A 14,044-nucleotide genomic window follows, 5' to 3' on the forward strand; every position below is an offset into this window, starting at 1 on the left:
CGGCGGCCGCCGCCCTGCGCCCGGGCGCGGGCGCGATGCTGCTGCTGGGCGGCGGGGCCATGTGCGGCCCGGCCCTGGAGCTGGCCGGGCGGGTGGCCGCCGCCAGCGGGGCGCGGCTGGCCGGCGACACCTTCGCCCCGCGCCAGGAGCGCGGGGCCGGCCGGGTCGCCCCCGAGCGCGTGCCCTACCCGGTGCCCGACGCCCTGCGCTTCTTCGCCGGGGTGCGCCGGCTCATCCTGGTGGGCGCCCGCCCGCCGGTGGCCTTCTTCGCCTACCCCGGCGCGCCCAGCCTGCTCGCCCCGCCCGACGCCGAGATCATCACCCTGGCCCGCCCCGAGGAGGACCCTGCCGAGGCCCTGGCCCGATTGGCCGACCTGCTCGGCGCGTCCGGCCCCGCGCCGATACAGCAGCTTGCCCGCCCCACCCTGCCCGCCGGCCGGCTCACCCCGGCCACCCTGGCCCAGGCGGTGGGCGCGCTCATCCCCGAGGGCGCGATCGTCGTCGATGAGGCGATCACCGGCGGCTTCCTGGCCTACCAGGCCAGCCTGGGCGCGCCGCCCCACGACTGGCTCCCGCTGACCGGCGGCTCGATCGGGATCGGCCTGCCCCTGGCCACTGGGGCCGCGCTCGCCTGCCCCGACCGGCCCGTCCTCTGCCTGCAGGCCGACGGCAGCGCCGCCTACACCCTCCAGGCCCTCTGGACCCAGGCCCGCGAGGGGCTTGACATAACCACCATCCTCTACAACAACCGCAGCTACCGCATCCTGGAGATCGAGTACCGGGCCACCGAGTCGGGCGCCGCGCCGGGGCCGCAGGCCGGCCGGCTGATGCGGCTGGACCAGCCCGCGATCAACTGGGCCGAGGTCTCCCGCGGCCTGGGCGTACCGGCCAGCCGGGCCGAGACCGCCGAGGAGCTCGCCGCCGCCGTCGCCGCCGCCATGCGCGAGCCAGGGCCGCACCTGATCGAGGCCCTCGTCGACGGCTAGCGAATGTGTGGGTTCGGTGGGAGTGGCGAAGCCACTCCCACCGAACCCACAGACTGTGGTGCCCGCAAGGCACAGAACCCACACTGAATAGGATCAGCCTATGCCCGCCCCCCTCAACGACACCGAGGCCCGCGTCCTCAACGCCATCGATATGGACGCTCTGCTGGCCTACCTCTGCGACCTCGTCGCCGTGCGTAGCCTCGACGGCACCCCCGAGGAGAACGACGCCCAGGAGCACGTGGCCGCCCAGATCGCCCGCTGCGGCCTGGCCGTCGACCGCTGGGAGCTTGACCTGGCCCAGGCCTACGCCCACCCCCAGTGCTCCTACGAGGTCGAGCGCCCGCGCGCCCTCGGCGTGGTCGGCACCCTGCCCGGCGCCGGCGGCGGGCCCAGCCTGCTCTTCAACGGCCACGTCGACGTGGTGCCCGCCGGCGACGAGGCCAACTGGAGCTTCCCGCCCTGGCGCGGCACCGTGGCCGACGGCCGGGTCTACGGCCGCGGCGCCCTCGATATGAAGGGCGGCCTCTCCTGCGCGATCTTCGCCGCCAGGGCCATCCGCGACGCCGGCGTAACCCTGCGCGGCGACCTGAAGATCCAGAGCGTGGTCGGCGAGGAGGATGGCGGCCTGGGCACCTTGGCCAGCATCCTGCGCGGCCACACCGCCGACGCGGCCGTGGTCGTCGAGCCCACCGAGATGCGCGTCGCCCCGGCCCAGGCCGGCGCCCACAACTTCCGCCTCACCGTCTACGGCCTCTCGGCCCACGGCTGCGTGCGCGAGGAGGGCGTCAGCGCGATCGAGAAGTACTACCCGCTCCAGCAGGCCATCCTGGAGCTGGAGCGGCGGCGCAACGCCCGCGACCTCGGCCCGCTCTTCGCCCGCTACGCCCTGCCCAACGCCATCTGCATCGGCACCGTGCGCGCCGGCGACTGGGCCTCCTCCGTCGCCGAGTCGCTGGTGGCCGAGGGCCGCTACGGCATCGCTATCGGCGAGGACCCGCTGGCCGCCCGCCGCGAGCTTGAGGACGCCGTGGCCCAGGCCGTCGCCGCCGACCCCTGGCTGGCCGCCCACCCGCCCAAGCTGGAGTGGTGGGGCGGCACCTTCGACCCGGCCGCCACCCCGACCGACCACCCGATCGTCACCGGCGTGGCCGGGGCCTTCGCCGACGCCACCGGCAACCCTGCGGTGCTGGAGGGCATGACCTACGGCGCCGACATGCGCCTGCTGGTGAACGTGGGCGGCGTGCCCACCGTGCTCTTCGGCCCCGGCGACGTGCGCCGCGCCCACCGGCCCGACGAGTACGTGGACGTGGCCGACCTGCACGCCGTGACGCGCACCCTGGCCCTCACGGCGCTGCGCTTCTGCGGGGTGGCCTAGCCTTCGGTGAGGGTGTGGGAGAGCTCCGCTCTCCCACAAAAAACTGATAGTGCTGCGGCGCGGCGAAGCCGCGCCGCAGCACTATCAGTGCAGCATGTGCCTTTGGAGGAGATCCCAATGCCAGCATACGGAAGCCAGTCCATGGTCGCCCCGCTCCGGCGGGTCCTCGTCCGCCGCCCCGACGCCGCCTTCGCCGTGGAGGACCCGGCCGCCTGGCACTACACCTCCCGCCCCGACCTGCCCGCCGCCCAGGCCGAGCACGACGCCCTGGTGGCGACCCTGCGCCAGTTCGGGGCCGAGGTGATCGAGCAGGCCGTGGCGCAGCCCGGCCGCGCCGACGCCATCTTCGTCCACGACCCGGCCCTCGTCACTGACGCCGGCGCGATCATCCTGAGCATGGGCAAGCCGCTGCGCGAGGGCGAGCCAGAGGCCATGGCCGAGGCCTTCGCCGCCCTCGACATCCCCATCCACGCCCGGCTCAGCGGCGAGGCCCGCGCCGAGGGCGGCGACCTGCTCTGGCTCGACCACGACACCCTCGCCGTGGGGCTTGGCTTCCGCACCAACGCCGAGGGCCTGCGCCAGCTCGGCGCGGCCCTGGCCCCCCTCGGCGCGAAGGCGCTGCCCGTCGAGCTGCCCTACTACACTGGCCCAGACGCCTGTCTGCACCTGATGTCGCTGATCTCGCTGCTCGCCGACGATCTGGCCGTGGTCTACTCGCCCCTGCTGAGCGTGCCCTTCTACCAGGAGCTCCAGCGGCGCGGCGTGCGCATGGTCGAGGTGCCCGAGTCCGAGTTCCTGACGATGGGCACCAACGTGCTGGCTCTGGCCCCCGGCGAGTGCCTCATGCTGGAGGGCAACCCGATCACCCAGGAACGCCTCGCCCGCGCCGGCTGCGAGGTGCGCACCTATAAGGGCGACGAGATCTCGCTGAAGGCCGAGGGCGGGGCGACCTGCCTCACCCGGCCCATCCTGCGCGGGTGAGGCAGGTCGCCCCGTATCAGCTGGCGAGCCTCGGGCGCAGCCCGAAGCTCGCCAGCATCATCAGCACCATCACCCCGGCTGCGGCCAGGTATGCCGTCCCAAGGCCGGCCAGCCCGCCGCCGGCGCTGTCCGCCAGGGCGCCCAGCACCGCCACCACCAGCAGGTTGCCCACCGCGATGCCGATGTTCACCAGGCCCTGGGCCACCCCGCGCTCGTGGGGCTGCACCTCGTCCAGCACGACGGTGCGCAGCGTGCCGCCGACCACGACGCCCACGCCGGTGCCGATCAGCAGGGTGGCGAGCATGTAGAGCCAGAACTGCGCCGCCGCCAGGCCGATCATCGCCGCGCCCGCCGCCAGGATGCTGAAGCCGATCAGCATTACCGACCGCGCGCCCAGCTGGTTCAGCAGCCGCCCGAAGCCCATCGATGCCGCCGACGAGCAGATCACCATCGGGATCAGCAGGAAGCCGGCCTGCTGCGCCGGCGTGTCGAAGGCGGCCACCGCCACCGAGGCGATGAAGATCACGCTGCCCATGCCGAAGCCCGCGCCCACGCAGAGCAGGTAGGTCGTCACCAGCTGGCGCGTGCTGAACAGCTTGAGCGGCACGATCGGCTGGGCCGCCCGCGACTCGACCCAGATCAGCAGCGGCACGCACACGGCGGCCAGCCCGAGCAGCCCCGGCCAGATCGTCAGACCCAGCGCCGTGTCGAGCACCCGGTTAATCCCCAGGGTCAGGCTGGTCAGCATCACCGCCACCACGCCGATCCCGGCGTAGTCGAAGGGCGGCAGGCTGGCGGCGGCGTGCGGGGCCGGCAGGGCGCGCGCGCCCATCCAGAGGATCACCGCCGCCACTGGCAGGTTGATCAGGAAGATCCACTGCCAGCTCAGGGCGATCAGCATCAGCGAGGCCACCAGCGGGCCCACCAGGAAGGCCATGCCGAAGGTGGCCCCGATCAGGCCCAGGATCTTGCCGCGCTCCTCGGGCGGGAAGGCGTCGCCCACCACCGCGCTGGCCGTCGGCGTGATCCCGCCGGCGCTGAAGCCCTGGATGGCCCGGCCCAGCAGCACCACGCCGAAGCTCGGCGAGAGCGCGATCAGCAGCGAGCCGGCGGCGAACCCGGCGATGTTGATCAGGTAGACTGGCCGGTGGCCGTAGCGGTCGCTCAGGCTGGCCATCAGGGCCGTGCTGGTCAGCGTACACAGGCCGAAGACGATCGTCACCAGCCCGATCTGGCTGTTGTCCACGCCGAATGCGGCGCGCAGGGCGGGGATGGCCGGGGCGATGATGGCGGCGTCTAGGGCGGCCATAAACACCCCGACGAAGAGCACGGTGAGGATCCTGCGGCGTGCGACCGTATCCATCGCCGCGGCGTTGGCTCCTGCGATCATGGCGAGCGCTCCTCCGAATTGCAGATTGCAGATTGCAGATTGCAGATTGCAGATTATGGCCCAAGATCCCACAATCTGCAATCTGCAATCTACAATCTACAATTCAAAGAGCGCCAGGTACTCGCCGTAGCCCTCCGCCTCCAGCCGCTCGACGGGCACGAAGCGCAGCGACGCCGAGTTCATGCAGTAGCGCTGGCCGGTGGGCGCCGGGCCGTCGTCGAAGACGTGCCCCAGGTGCGAGTCGCCGGCCTTCGAGCGCACCTCCGTGCGCGCCACCCACAGCTTCCGATCCGTGCGCTCCACCAGGCTGTCGGCATCCAGCGGCCGGGTGAAGCTCGGCCAGCCGCAGCCCGAGTCGTACTTATCGCGCGAGCTGAACAGCGGCTCGCCCGAGACGACATCCACATAGATCCCGTCGCGCTTGTTGTTCCAGTACTCGTTCTGGAAGGCCGGCTCGGTGCCCTCGTGCTGCGTCACCTTATACTGCATCGGCGTGAGCGTGCTGCGCAGCTCGGCGTCGCTCGGCTTCTGGAACTGGCCCTTCTTGAAGGTGGTCATGCTGTCCTCCGTTCGCTTATGTCCGACGCTCGTATTGTCCTGTAGGATCGACACATGTTACAGAATGCGCAGCGCATCTATGGGCCGCGATGCTTCGCATCGCGGCCCATAGATGCGCTGCACTGTATTCACCAGTCCCCGGCGTAGGCGGGGGTGTAGGGCGCGGCCTGGGACGACTGGTAGGCCCACTGCAGCTCGGTGAGCTGCCGCAGGTGCAGCAGGTCGTGGCCGGCCCAGGCCGCGAGGAAGTCGCCGGCGCGCAGGTCGGTGAGGTAGGGGTGCGTGCAGCGTCGCTCCCAGTCCGGTGCCTCCAGGGCGCGCAGCCACTCCAGCGAGCGGCGCCGCTCCGTGAGCCAGGCCTCCAGCACCTCACCCGCGTCGCGCGACTGATAGCGCCGCGCGATCACCCAGTCCTGCGTGTCGATCTGCGGGATGGGCTCGTCCGGCCTGTGCAGCGTGAGGTCCAGCCGCACGCGGAAGTCCTCGCGCTCCTCGTCGTAGAGGTGGCAGAGCACCTCCAGCGCCGACCAGGAGTCCGGCGCGGGCCGCCAGCGCAGCTGCGCGTCACTCATATCTTGGATCAGGGCGACGATCAGCGGCGCGCTGATCTCCAGACGGTCGATGTAGTAGTGTGGATCCACGGCGACCCCTCCTCTGTGCGATCTCGACTCTATCATGATACCCGCTCTTGCACACATACGCCAGCGATCAGGGCCTGTGCGCCTAGCATGTTTGCCGCACACTGGCACAGATATTGCCACCCTGTGTGGGCAGGGCGCGCACGTGCGCCCTAGCCAACAACCTACAGGAAGGAGGGTTTTAGAATGCGCTATATCGCAATATGGATGATCGGGCTGATTACGCTGCTTGCTGTCGCCCTGGCACCGGCGGGCGCTCTCGCGCAGGGCACGATGACATCAAATGTGACGCCAAGCATGGGGCCGCCCGGGGCGCGCTTCACCTTTATGGCCACCGGCTTCAACGCCAGCGAGCGGGTCGGGGTCTGGGTGAATACGCCGGCGGGCGAGCCGACGGCGATCACGCCGGAGGAGCTGAATGGGGCCAATAGCGACGGCCGCGCCGACTGGTACTGGACGGTGCCCGCCGATGCGGCGCGTGGCACATGGCAGATGGTCGCCCGCGGGATCGACAGCGGCGTCCAGCATGTCATCCCCTTTGAGGTGGTCGGCGACCCCGCGCCTCCGCTCTCCGATGCCACACAGACGAGCAATGTCACGCCGAGCGTGGGGCCGCCGGGGACGCGCTTCGCCTTCGTTGCCATCGGGTTTAACGGCGACGAGACCGTCTCGGTCTGGGTGAATACGCCGAGCGGCGAGCCGATGGCGATCACGCCGGAGCAGCTGAAAGGGGCCAACGGCGACGGCCGTGCCGACTGGTACTGGACTAGCCCGGACGATGCGGCGCGTGGCACCTGGACGATGGTCGCTCGCGGCGTCGACAGCGGTGTCGAGCAGGTTATCTCCTTCGAGATCCAGTAATACAAGGCTCGGTAGGCAAGGCTTCTGCAACGTCATGGGGCTTCGCCCCATGCGCATCAACGTAAGCCCTGGCTACCTGAAATTTCTTGTTGTTTTGGCCCACATGGACAGCGAAGCTGTCCATGTGGGCCAAAACAACGTCGGTTTTTAGGGCGGGATCCCTAGCGTCGATGCGCATAGGGCGAAGCCCCAAACCCCCACAGGGAGGTGATGTTGCGCCAGCCCTGGCGCTCAGGGCCTGCGGAGGAAGGGGGCCATCAGCTCAACGGCGTGGCCGACCAGGTAGCGCCGCTCGCCCTCGGTTGCCACGTCGGCGATCAGGTAGCGGCCCTGCGCGAATCCGAGCCGCTCGGCGAGGATGGCGTCGGTCGCCTCGCGCCAGGCGGCGGCGGCGTCGAGGTCGTCGCGCTGGAGGACCGTCCAGTCGGCGGGGATCTCGACGGCGATGTGGGGCGCGCCGCCGGGGCCGCGCAGGGCGCGCGGGCCGTCGTTGAGCACGGCGCAGCCGGCGAGCCGGGAGAGCGCGCGGTCGCGGCGCGGGCCGTCGGCGAGGCCGGCGCGGCCCCAGTCCGTCGCGGGCAGCCAGGCGATGCCCAGCCGCGAGGCGGGCACGCGGTTCAGCTCGTTCTGGAAGGGGTAGTAGGCCGGGTAGAACTCGCCGGCCACCGCCCGCAGCTTATGGAAGTTCAGGGTGGCGTTGGCGAACTGGAGCGGGTCGGCGGTCCAGTGGATCACGCCCACGCCGCGGGCCAGGGCCTCGGCGGCCTGTGCGCGCTTGAGGGTCGCCGCCAGTCCGGCCCGGCGCAGCCCGGGGTCCACGCCCATCACCTGCGACTCGACGCTGAGCGCGGTGTCGACCCCGGCGCGCTCCAGGCCACCCAGCCCGCCGAAGCGGTGGAAGCCGAGCAGGAAGCCGGCCAGCCGGCCGTCGGCGCGGGCCACCAGCGAGGTTGCCGGGCCAAACTCGGCGCTGTGCAGGTCGCCGGGGTACTGCGCGCCCGGCGCGGCCCCCCAGATCGCCGCGTGCAGCGCCCGGATCGCCCCCAGCTCATCCTCTCCCGGCGCGCCGATGTCGAAGCCGCCGATCTGTCGGTGGGTCGCCGCGTAGGTGCGGGACTCGGGGATCAGGACTCGGGGGTTGGGGGTTGGGAGTTGGGGGCTGGGGGGCGGGCCGAGAACCCCGAGCCCTGTGCTCTGGCGGTTGAGCAGGTGATCCGCCGCGCTGCGAAGCTCTGAGTCAGCGATCTGAGCCCCAACTTCTAACCCCCGACTTCCCCAACTCACGCGCAGCGTATACACGCGCCGCCCGCCCTCCAGCCCGCGCGGGAAGAGCAGCCCCGCACCGATCAGCGCGTCGTCGTGGAGGATGCGCAGGGCTAGCCCGCCCATCTTCACAAAGGTCGTCTGCACGAAGTAGTCGGGCAGCAGCTCGGGGTTGTGCGGTGCGCCGAGACCCCGCCAGAGCGCCGCGAGCTCGGCGGGCCACGTCGGGGTCGTATGGTCGATCAGCTCAAGGCGAAGGCTCATCGCACCTCATAGCGGGCTCAGGCAGGCCGCGTAGCGGCCTTCGTACGGTGAGCCGGGCCGTTTACGGCCCGGCGGAAAGGGCGTGCTATACTCAGGGCATTCTACCGCAGAACAGCATAGCAGCGAGCCAGCCATGAACCCCGAATCAGTGCCGCATACCCTCAGTGGCCCAGTGATCATCGAGCGCGCCGAGCTGCTGCTGGTGCGGCTGCCGATGATCCGCTCCTTCGCCACCAGCTCCAGCCAGAAGACCCACCAGGCCCATATCCTCGTGAAGCTCTACGCCGACGGCCTGGTGGGCTGGGGCGAGTGCCCCAGCCCCACCGACCCCTACTACTGCGAGGAGACCACCGAGACCTGCTGGCATATGCTCAGGGACTTCCTGCTGCCGGGGATCGTCGGCAAAGCGTGGGCGAGCGCCGAGGATGTGCAGGCGACCTACGCCAAGCTCAAGCGCAACAACTTCGCCAAGGCCGGCCTGGAGATGGCCTGCTGGGACCTGCTGGCCCAGCGGGCGGGCCGGCCGCTCCACGCCATGCTCGGCGGCACCCGCGACGAGGTGCTCTCGGGCGTCAGTCTGGGCGTCGAGCAGGACACCGGCCGGCTGATCGGCCTGGTCGAGCAGTACCTCGGCGAGGGCTACCGGCGGATCAAGCTGAAGATCGGCCCCGGCCGGGACGTGGCCGTGATCGCCGCCGTGCGCGAGCGCTTCCCCGATGTGCCGCTGATGGCCGACGCCAATTCGGCCTACACTCTGGCCGACCTGCCCATGCTCAAGGAGCTCGACCAGTTCGGCCTGATGATGATCGAGCAGCCCCTGGCCCACGACGACATCGTGGACCACGCCACGCTCCAGGCCGAGCTGTCCACGCCGATCTGCCTGGACGAGAGCATCCATTCGGTCGAGGACGCCCGCAAGGCGCTGGATCTGGGCAGTGGCCGGATCATCAACATTAAGGTCAGCCGGCTGGGCGGCCTGCTCAACGCAAAGCGCGTCCACGACCACTGCCTCGCGCGGGGCGTGCCGGTCTGGTGCGGGGGCATGCACGAGTTCGGCGTGGGCCGGGCTGCCAACCTGGCGATCGCCAGCCTGCCGGGCTTCAGCATCCCCGGCGATGTGTCCGGCTCCGACAAGTACTACCACGAGGATATCGTCGAGCCGGCGATCCTGGCCGAGCGCGGGGCCATCCCGCTGCCATCGGGGCCGGGGCTGGGCTATACTGTAGATGAGCGCAGGGTTGAGCGGGCCTGCGAGCGTAGGCTCGCCCTCAGGTGAGGGTGTGGGAGAGCTTCGCTCTCCCACAAGAAAACTGGTTCTGCTGCGGCGCGGCGTAGCCGCGCCGCAGCAGAACCAGTGCAACAGGTGCCTGCTGGGCACAAATCAGATCAGATTGGGGAGGAGCGCCATGATGCCGGAGATCATCAGATCAACCTTCCAGATCGGCGGCCTGGACTGCGCCGGCTGCGCGAAGACGGTGGAGCTCGGCGTGGCCCAGCTGCCCGGAGTCACCTCCAGCGAACTGAACTTCACCACCGAGCGGCTGACGGTGCAGGGCACGGCGGCCCGCGAGGCGATCGTTGCCCGCGTGGTCGAGATGGGCTACACCGTGATCGAGCCGGATGCCGATGACGCGGCGCCCGCGGCCCCGGCGGGCTTCCTGGCCTTCATGTGGGGCCGCATCGAGACGCGGCTGGCCCTGCTCGGCGGCCTGCTGATCCTGCCCGGCCTGGTGCTCAGCGAGATCGGCCAGATCCGCCACCCGCTGATCGACGCGGCCTCGCTCGGCGCCCTGGCCCTGGCCGGCTGGCCGGTGGCCCGCAGCGCCTGGCGCGGCCTGCGCGCCGGCGGCCAGATCAGCATCAACCTGCTGATGACCGTCGCCGCCGTGGGCGCCGTCCTGATCGGCGCGATCAGCGAGGCCGGCATGGTGATGGTGCTCTTCGCCCTGGGCGAGGCCCTGGAGGGCTACACCGCCGGCCGCGCCCGCCAGAGCATCCGCAGCCTGATGCAGGTGGCCCCCAGCACGGCCCTGCGCCTGGGCGAGCACGAGGGCCAGCTGCGCGAGCTGCCGGTGCCGGTGTCCGCCCTGCGGGTCGGCGATGTGATCGTCGTCCGGCCGGGCGAGCGCGTGCCGATGGACGGCAGCGTGCGCGCAGGGGAGTCCTCGCTCAGCCAGGCCGCGATCACCGGCGAGGCCCGCCTGATCGACAAGGCCCCCGGCGACGAGGTCTTCGCCGGGAGCATCAACGGCGAGGGCAGCCTGGAGGTGGTGGTCAGCCGGCTGGCCGCCGACACCACGATCAGCCGTATGCTGGCCCTGGTCGAGGAGGCCCAGGAGCGCCGGGCGCCGACCGAGCGCTATGTGGACTCCTTCGCCCGCTGGTACACCCCGGCGGTGATGCTGCTGGCCGCGCTGACCGCCGCCCTGCCGCCGCTGCTCTTCGGCCAGCCCTTCCTCAACCCGCCCGACGGCAGCTTCGGCTGGCTCTACCGAGGGCTGGCCCTGCTGGTGGTGGCCTGCCCCTGCGCCCTGGTGATCAGCACCCCGGTGAGCGTGATCAGCGCCCTGAGCAACGCCGCCCGCAGCGGCCTGCTGATCAAGGGCGGGGCCGCCCTGGAGGCGCTCAGCCGGGTGCGCGCCGTGGCCTTCGACAAGACCGGCACGCTCACCGCCGGCTCGCCGACGGTGGTGGCCATCCGCTCGGCCGACTGCCGCGGCTTCAGCGGGGAGCTGTGCGCGCCCTGCGCCGAGGTGCTGGCCCTGGCCAACGCCGTCGAGCGGCGCAGCGAGCACCCCCTGGCCCGCGCGATCATGCGCGCCTCCGACGACCGCGGCCTCTCGCTGCGCTACCCGCCCGCCGAGGGCGTCACCGCGCTCACCGGCCAGGGCGTGCGCTGCGCACCGGATGAATCTGCGTGTCGCACATGCATGGGGTGCGCATGCTTCGGCCCTACGCTACCACCGGCGGGAATGGGCCGCCCTGGCGGGCCGACACGGGGCGGAGGATGGCGTAGAGGTGGGTGTCGCGGCGGCTGCCGTCGACGGCGAGGGCGTCGGAGCGGAAGGTGCCCTCGCGGGTGAGGCCGCATCGCTCGGCGGTGCGGGCGCTGGCGATGTTGCGGGTGTCGCACAGCCAGACGAGGCGCTGCCATGGCCAGTCGGCGAAGCCCCACGCGATCATGGCGGCGAGGGCGCGGGTGCCGAGGCCCTGGCCGGCGCGGGCGGCGGCGATCCACATGCCGATCTCGGCGTTGCCCTGCTCCAGCGGCCCCCAGCGCAGCATGTAGCCCGTCCCGCCGACGAGCTCGTCGCCGATCCAGATGCCCATGGTGAACTCCTCGCCCAGCAGGTACCTGCCGGCGAAGGTGCGGCAGAGCGCCTCGGACTCCTCGACGGACTGCTCGGCCTTGGCCCAGGGCATCCAGGGCCGCAGGTGCTCGTAGGAGGCGACGACGGCGCGCTGGAGGGCGGGGCCGTCGCCGGGGCGGTAGGCGCGGATGGTGATCTCGCCGGCGGTGTGCTCGGCGGGGGCGAGGAATGAGTTCGCTGTCATGATGCTCCCTGTCACGAAGCACCTGCGTGCTTCCGGATGCCTGCGCGCGCCATTGTAGCGCGGGGCGGACGGGCAGACAAGCGGGCGCGGGCCGGCATCCGACCTGCGGCTGAGGCGGCCCCTTGACAGGCCGTGCTACTCTGTGGGGAGGGATATGCAGGAGGGTGCGTGATGCGCTGGGAGATCGGCACGCAGAGCTGGGTGAGCAGCCGTGGCTCCACGCTGGGCGTGGGACATAGGATCACTGTGCCCTGCGACTGGCGAGCTGTGTAAGGACTTTTGCGGCATGGAGCTATCGCGTCGTGGGCCGGCAGGCAGCCCACGACGCTTTTTTGTTTGACACTGCGCCCGCTGCCGCCAGGCCGCGACATGAGGTAAGGAGTGGAGCGGATGATCATCGCGGATCTGAACGGCGCGGCGCGAGTCTACGGCGGGCGGACGATCTTCAGGGATCTGGGCTGGTCGATCCAGGCCGGCGAGAAGATCGGCCTGGTGGGGCCGAACGGGGTGGGCAAGTCGTCGCTGCTGCGCATCCTGGCCGGGATCGAGCAGCCCGACGCCGGCGTCTACACGACCCGCCGGGGCGTGCGGGCGGAGTACCTGCCCCAGGAGTATGCCGGCGAGCCGGGCCGCCCGGTGCTTGCGGAGCTGCTGGCCGCCCGCAGCGACATCGCGGCGCTGGAGGCGCGCATCGCGGCGCTGGAGGCGCGCATGGGCGACCCGGCGGTGGCCGGCGATATGGCCGCCCTCCAGCGGGTGATCGATGAGCACGGCGCGCTGCTCGCGCAGCACGAGGCCCTGGGCGGCCCGACGGTGCGCGGCCGCGCCGAGGCTCTGCTGCGCGACCTGGGGCTGGCCGAGGACCAGTGGGGGCTGCCCATGGCCCTGCTCAGCGGCGGCCAGCGCAAGATGGTCGGCCTGGCCCGCTGCCTGCTCGGCGAGCCCGAGCTGCTGCTGCTCGACGAGCCCGACAACCACCTCGATATGGAGCGCAAGGACGAGCTGGAGGCGATCATCCGCGGCTTCCGCGGCGCGGTGGTGCTGATCTCGCACGACCGCTACCTGCTCGATGAGACGGTGCAGATCATCGTCGAGCTGGAGCCATCCGGCGGCGGCGCGGGTAGCGCACGAGGCGCCACCCTCCAGCGCTGGGAGGGCAACTACTCGGCCTACGCCGCCTCCAAGGAGCTGGCCCTGCTCAAGCAGCAGCAGGACTTCGTCGCCCAGCAGAAGGAGATCGCCCAGCTTGAGGCGGCCGTCGCCCGCTTCAAGCTCTGGGCCAGCATCGTGGTGAACGAGCGTCACATTAAGCAGGCTCGCAACAAGCAGCGCCAGATCGACCGCATGGACAAGGTCGACCGCCCGGTGCTGGAGCGGCGCAAGATGGCCCTCCAGTTCCGCCCGCGCGCCCGCGGCGGGGCCAAGGCGGTCGAGCTGCGCCGGGTCGACAAGGCCTTCGACGAGAAGATCATCGTGATGGATGGCCAGGCGACGATCATGAACGGCGAGCGGGTGGGCGTGGTCGGGCCGAACGGCGCCGGCAAGTCGGTGCTGCTGCGCCTGATCTGCGATCTGCTCCCGGCCGACGGCGGCGAGATCTGGGTCGGCCCGAGCATCCAGATCGGCTACTACGCCCAGCACCACGAGACCCTCGACATGGCCCAGACGCCGATCGCCGCCATGCGCGACGTGCGCCCGATGACCGAGGGCGAGGCGGTGGCCCAGCTCGGCAAGTTCCTCATCCCCTACGACGCCACCACCCAGCCGATCGCCACGCTCAGCGGCGGCGAGAAGAGCCGGGTCCAGCTGGCCCGGCTGATGCTCAGCGGGGCGAACTGCCTGCTGCTCGACGAGCCGACCAACAACCTCGACATCGCCACCATCCGCTGGCTGGAGAACGTGCTCAACGACCGCAACAGCACGATGATCATCATTTCGCACGACCGCCACTTCCTCAACCAGGTGTGCACTCACATGGCCGATCTGGACTACGGCAAGATCACCGTTTATCCGGGCAACTACGACGATTTCATGGAAGCGTCTTCGATGGCGCGTCAGCAGCAGAAGAACGCCAACGATCGCGCCAAGGAGCGCATCTCCGAACTTCAGGACTTCGTGCGTCGCTTCTCGGCCAACAAGTCCAAGGCCAAACAGGCGACTTCACGCGTCAAGC

The 14,044-nt window shown here is 70.9% G+C and carries 12 protein-coding genes and 1 pseudogene; 8 read left to right on the plus strand and 5 right to left on the minus strand.

Going from position 1 to position 14,044, the window contains the following annotated elements; all coding sequences use genetic code 11:
* The 3 genes from K2Z83_RS18090 to K2Z83_RS18100 form a co-directional block, all read left to right on the plus strand.
* A partial coding sequence (locus K2Z83_RS18090; protein ID WP_220596593.1) for an acetolactate synthase large subunit occupies window positions 1–986 on the plus strand: 986 nt, incomplete at its 5' end.
* A gap of 100 nt (window positions 987–1,086) precedes the next feature.
* Window positions 1,087–2,361 (plus strand): ArgE/DapE family deacylase, encoded by a 1,275-nt coding sequence (locus K2Z83_RS18095; RefSeq protein ID WP_220596594.1) that lies wholly within the window; start codon window positions 1,087–1,089, stop codon window positions 2,359–2,361.
* 117 nt (window positions 2,362–2,478) lie between these two features.
* Window positions 2,479–3,342 carry a dimethylarginine dimethylaminohydrolase family protein gene (locus tag K2Z83_RS18100; RefSeq protein ID WP_220596595.1) on the plus strand — a complete coding sequence of 288 codons (864 nt, stop codon included), beginning with the start codon at window positions 2,479–2,481 and terminating at the stop codon, window positions 3,340–3,342.
* Between the two features lie 16 nt (window positions 3,343–3,358).
* Here K2Z83_RS18100 and K2Z83_RS18105 read toward each other — a convergent pair whose 3' ends face one another.
* Window positions 3,359–4,732: an MFS transporter gene (locus K2Z83_RS18105; RefSeq protein WP_220596596.1), complete on the minus strand. Its 1,374-nt coding sequence runs from the start codon at window positions 4,730–4,732 to the stop codon at window positions 3,359–3,361.
* Between K2Z83_RS18105 and K2Z83_RS29180 the strand changes: the two genes are divergently transcribed.
* Complete coding sequence (locus K2Z83_RS29180; protein ID WP_255604203.1) at window positions 4,731–4,862, plus strand: hypothetical protein; 132 nt, start codon at window positions 4,731–4,733, stop codon at window positions 4,860–4,862. The two genes, K2Z83_RS18105 and K2Z83_RS29180, sit on opposite strands and share 2 nt — an antisense overlap.
* Here K2Z83_RS29180 and msrB read toward each other — a convergent pair.
* Together msrB and K2Z83_RS18115 are read right to left on the minus strand one after the other, a co-directional pair.
* Window positions 4,829–5,290: a peptide-methionine (R)-S-oxide reductase MsrB gene (gene msrB, locus K2Z83_RS18110; RefSeq protein ID WP_220596597.1), complete on the minus strand. Its 462-nt coding sequence runs from the start codon at window positions 5,288–5,290 to the stop codon at window positions 4,829–4,831. The genes K2Z83_RS29180 and msrB overlap by 34 nt on opposite strands.
* 128 nt (window positions 5,291–5,418) lie before the next feature.
* On the minus strand, window positions 5,419–5,931 hold the full coding sequence (locus tag K2Z83_RS18115; protein WP_220596598.1) for a DinB family protein: 513 nt from the start codon (window positions 5,929–5,931) through the stop codon (window positions 5,419–5,421).
* A 183-nt stretch (window positions 5,932–6,114) separates the two neighbouring features.
* Between K2Z83_RS18115 and K2Z83_RS18120 the strand changes: the two genes are divergently transcribed.
* Entirely contained in the window at window positions 6,115–6,789 is a 675-nt protein-coding gene (locus tag K2Z83_RS18120) for a hypothetical protein (protein ID WP_220596599.1), read from the plus strand.
* Between the two features lie 231 nt (window positions 6,790–7,020).
* Here K2Z83_RS18120 and K2Z83_RS18125 read toward each other — a convergent pair whose 3' ends face one another.
* On the minus strand, window positions 7,021–8,316 hold the full coding sequence (locus K2Z83_RS18125) for a GNAT family N-acetyltransferase (RefSeq protein WP_220596600.1): 1,296 nt from the start codon (window positions 8,314–8,316) through the stop codon (window positions 7,021–7,023).
* A gap of 172 nt (window positions 8,317–8,488) precedes the next feature.
* Between K2Z83_RS18125 and menC the strand changes: the two genes are divergently transcribed.
* Together menC and K2Z83_RS18135 are read left to right on the plus strand one after the other, a co-directional pair.
* Complete coding sequence (menC, locus tag K2Z83_RS18130; RefSeq protein ID WP_220596650.1) at window positions 8,489–9,592, plus strand: o-succinylbenzoate synthase; 1,104 nt, start codon at window positions 8,489–8,491, stop codon at window positions 9,590–9,592.
* Between the two features lie 133 nt (window positions 9,593–9,725).
* Window positions 9,726–11,399, plus strand: a complete 1,674-nt coding sequence (locus tag K2Z83_RS18135) for a cation-translocating P-type ATPase (RefSeq protein ID WP_220596601.1) — start codon at window positions 9,726–9,728, stop codon at window positions 11,397–11,399.
* 13 nt (window positions 11,400–11,412) lie between these two features.
* On the opposite strand, the pseudogene K2Z83_RS29185 reads toward K2Z83_RS18135, so the two are convergent.
* Window positions 11,413–11,871: pseudogene (locus K2Z83_RS29185) on the minus strand (GNAT family N-acetyltransferase); the annotation flags it as partial.
* Between the two features lie 390 nt (window positions 11,872–12,261).
* Between K2Z83_RS29185 and K2Z83_RS18140 the strand changes: the two are divergent.
* Window positions 12,262–14,044: ATP-binding cassette domain-containing protein (locus K2Z83_RS18140; protein ID WP_220596602.1), on the plus strand; the 1,783-nt coding region annotated here is incomplete at its 3' end.

It is taken from the genome of Oscillochloris sp. ZM17-4 (assembly GCF_019599295.1).
Classification (GTDB): domain Bacteria; phylum Chloroflexota; class Chloroflexia; order Chloroflexales; family Chloroflexaceae; genus Oscillochloris.

What these genes read in the sequence shown, in the direction of transcription:
- K2Z83_RS18095 (WP_220596594.1), top strand. Translation starts at nt 1,087, where the DNA reads ATGCCCGCCCCCCTCAACGACACCGAGGCCCGCGTCCTCAACGCCATC.
- K2Z83_RS18100 (WP_220596595.1), top strand. Translation starts at nt 2,479, where the DNA reads ATGCCAGCATACGGAAGCCAGTCCATGGTCGCCCCGCTCCGGCGGGTC.
- K2Z83_RS29180 (WP_255604203.1), top strand. Translation starts at nt 4,731, where the DNA reads ATGGCGAGCGCTCCTCCGAATTGCAGATTGCAGATTGCAGATTGCAGA.
- K2Z83_RS18105 (WP_220596596.1), bottom strand. Translation starts at nt 4,732, where the DNA reads ATGATCGCAGGAGCCAACGCCGCGGCGATGGATACGGTCGCACGCCGC.
- msrB (WP_220596597.1), bottom strand. Translation starts at nt 5,290, where the DNA reads ATGACCACCTTCAAGAAGGGCCAGTTCCAGAAGCCGAGCGACGCCGAG.
- K2Z83_RS18120 (WP_220596599.1), top strand. Translation starts at nt 6,115, where the DNA reads ATGCGCTATATCGCAATATGGATGATCGGGCTGATTACGCTGCTTGCT.
- K2Z83_RS18125 (WP_220596600.1), bottom strand. Translation starts at nt 8,316, where the DNA reads ATGAGCCTTCGCCTTGAGCTGATCGACCATACGACCCCGACGTGGCCC.
- K2Z83_RS18135 (WP_220596601.1), top strand. Translation starts at nt 9,726, where the DNA reads ATGCCGGAGATCATCAGATCAACCTTCCAGATCGGCGGCCTGGACTGC.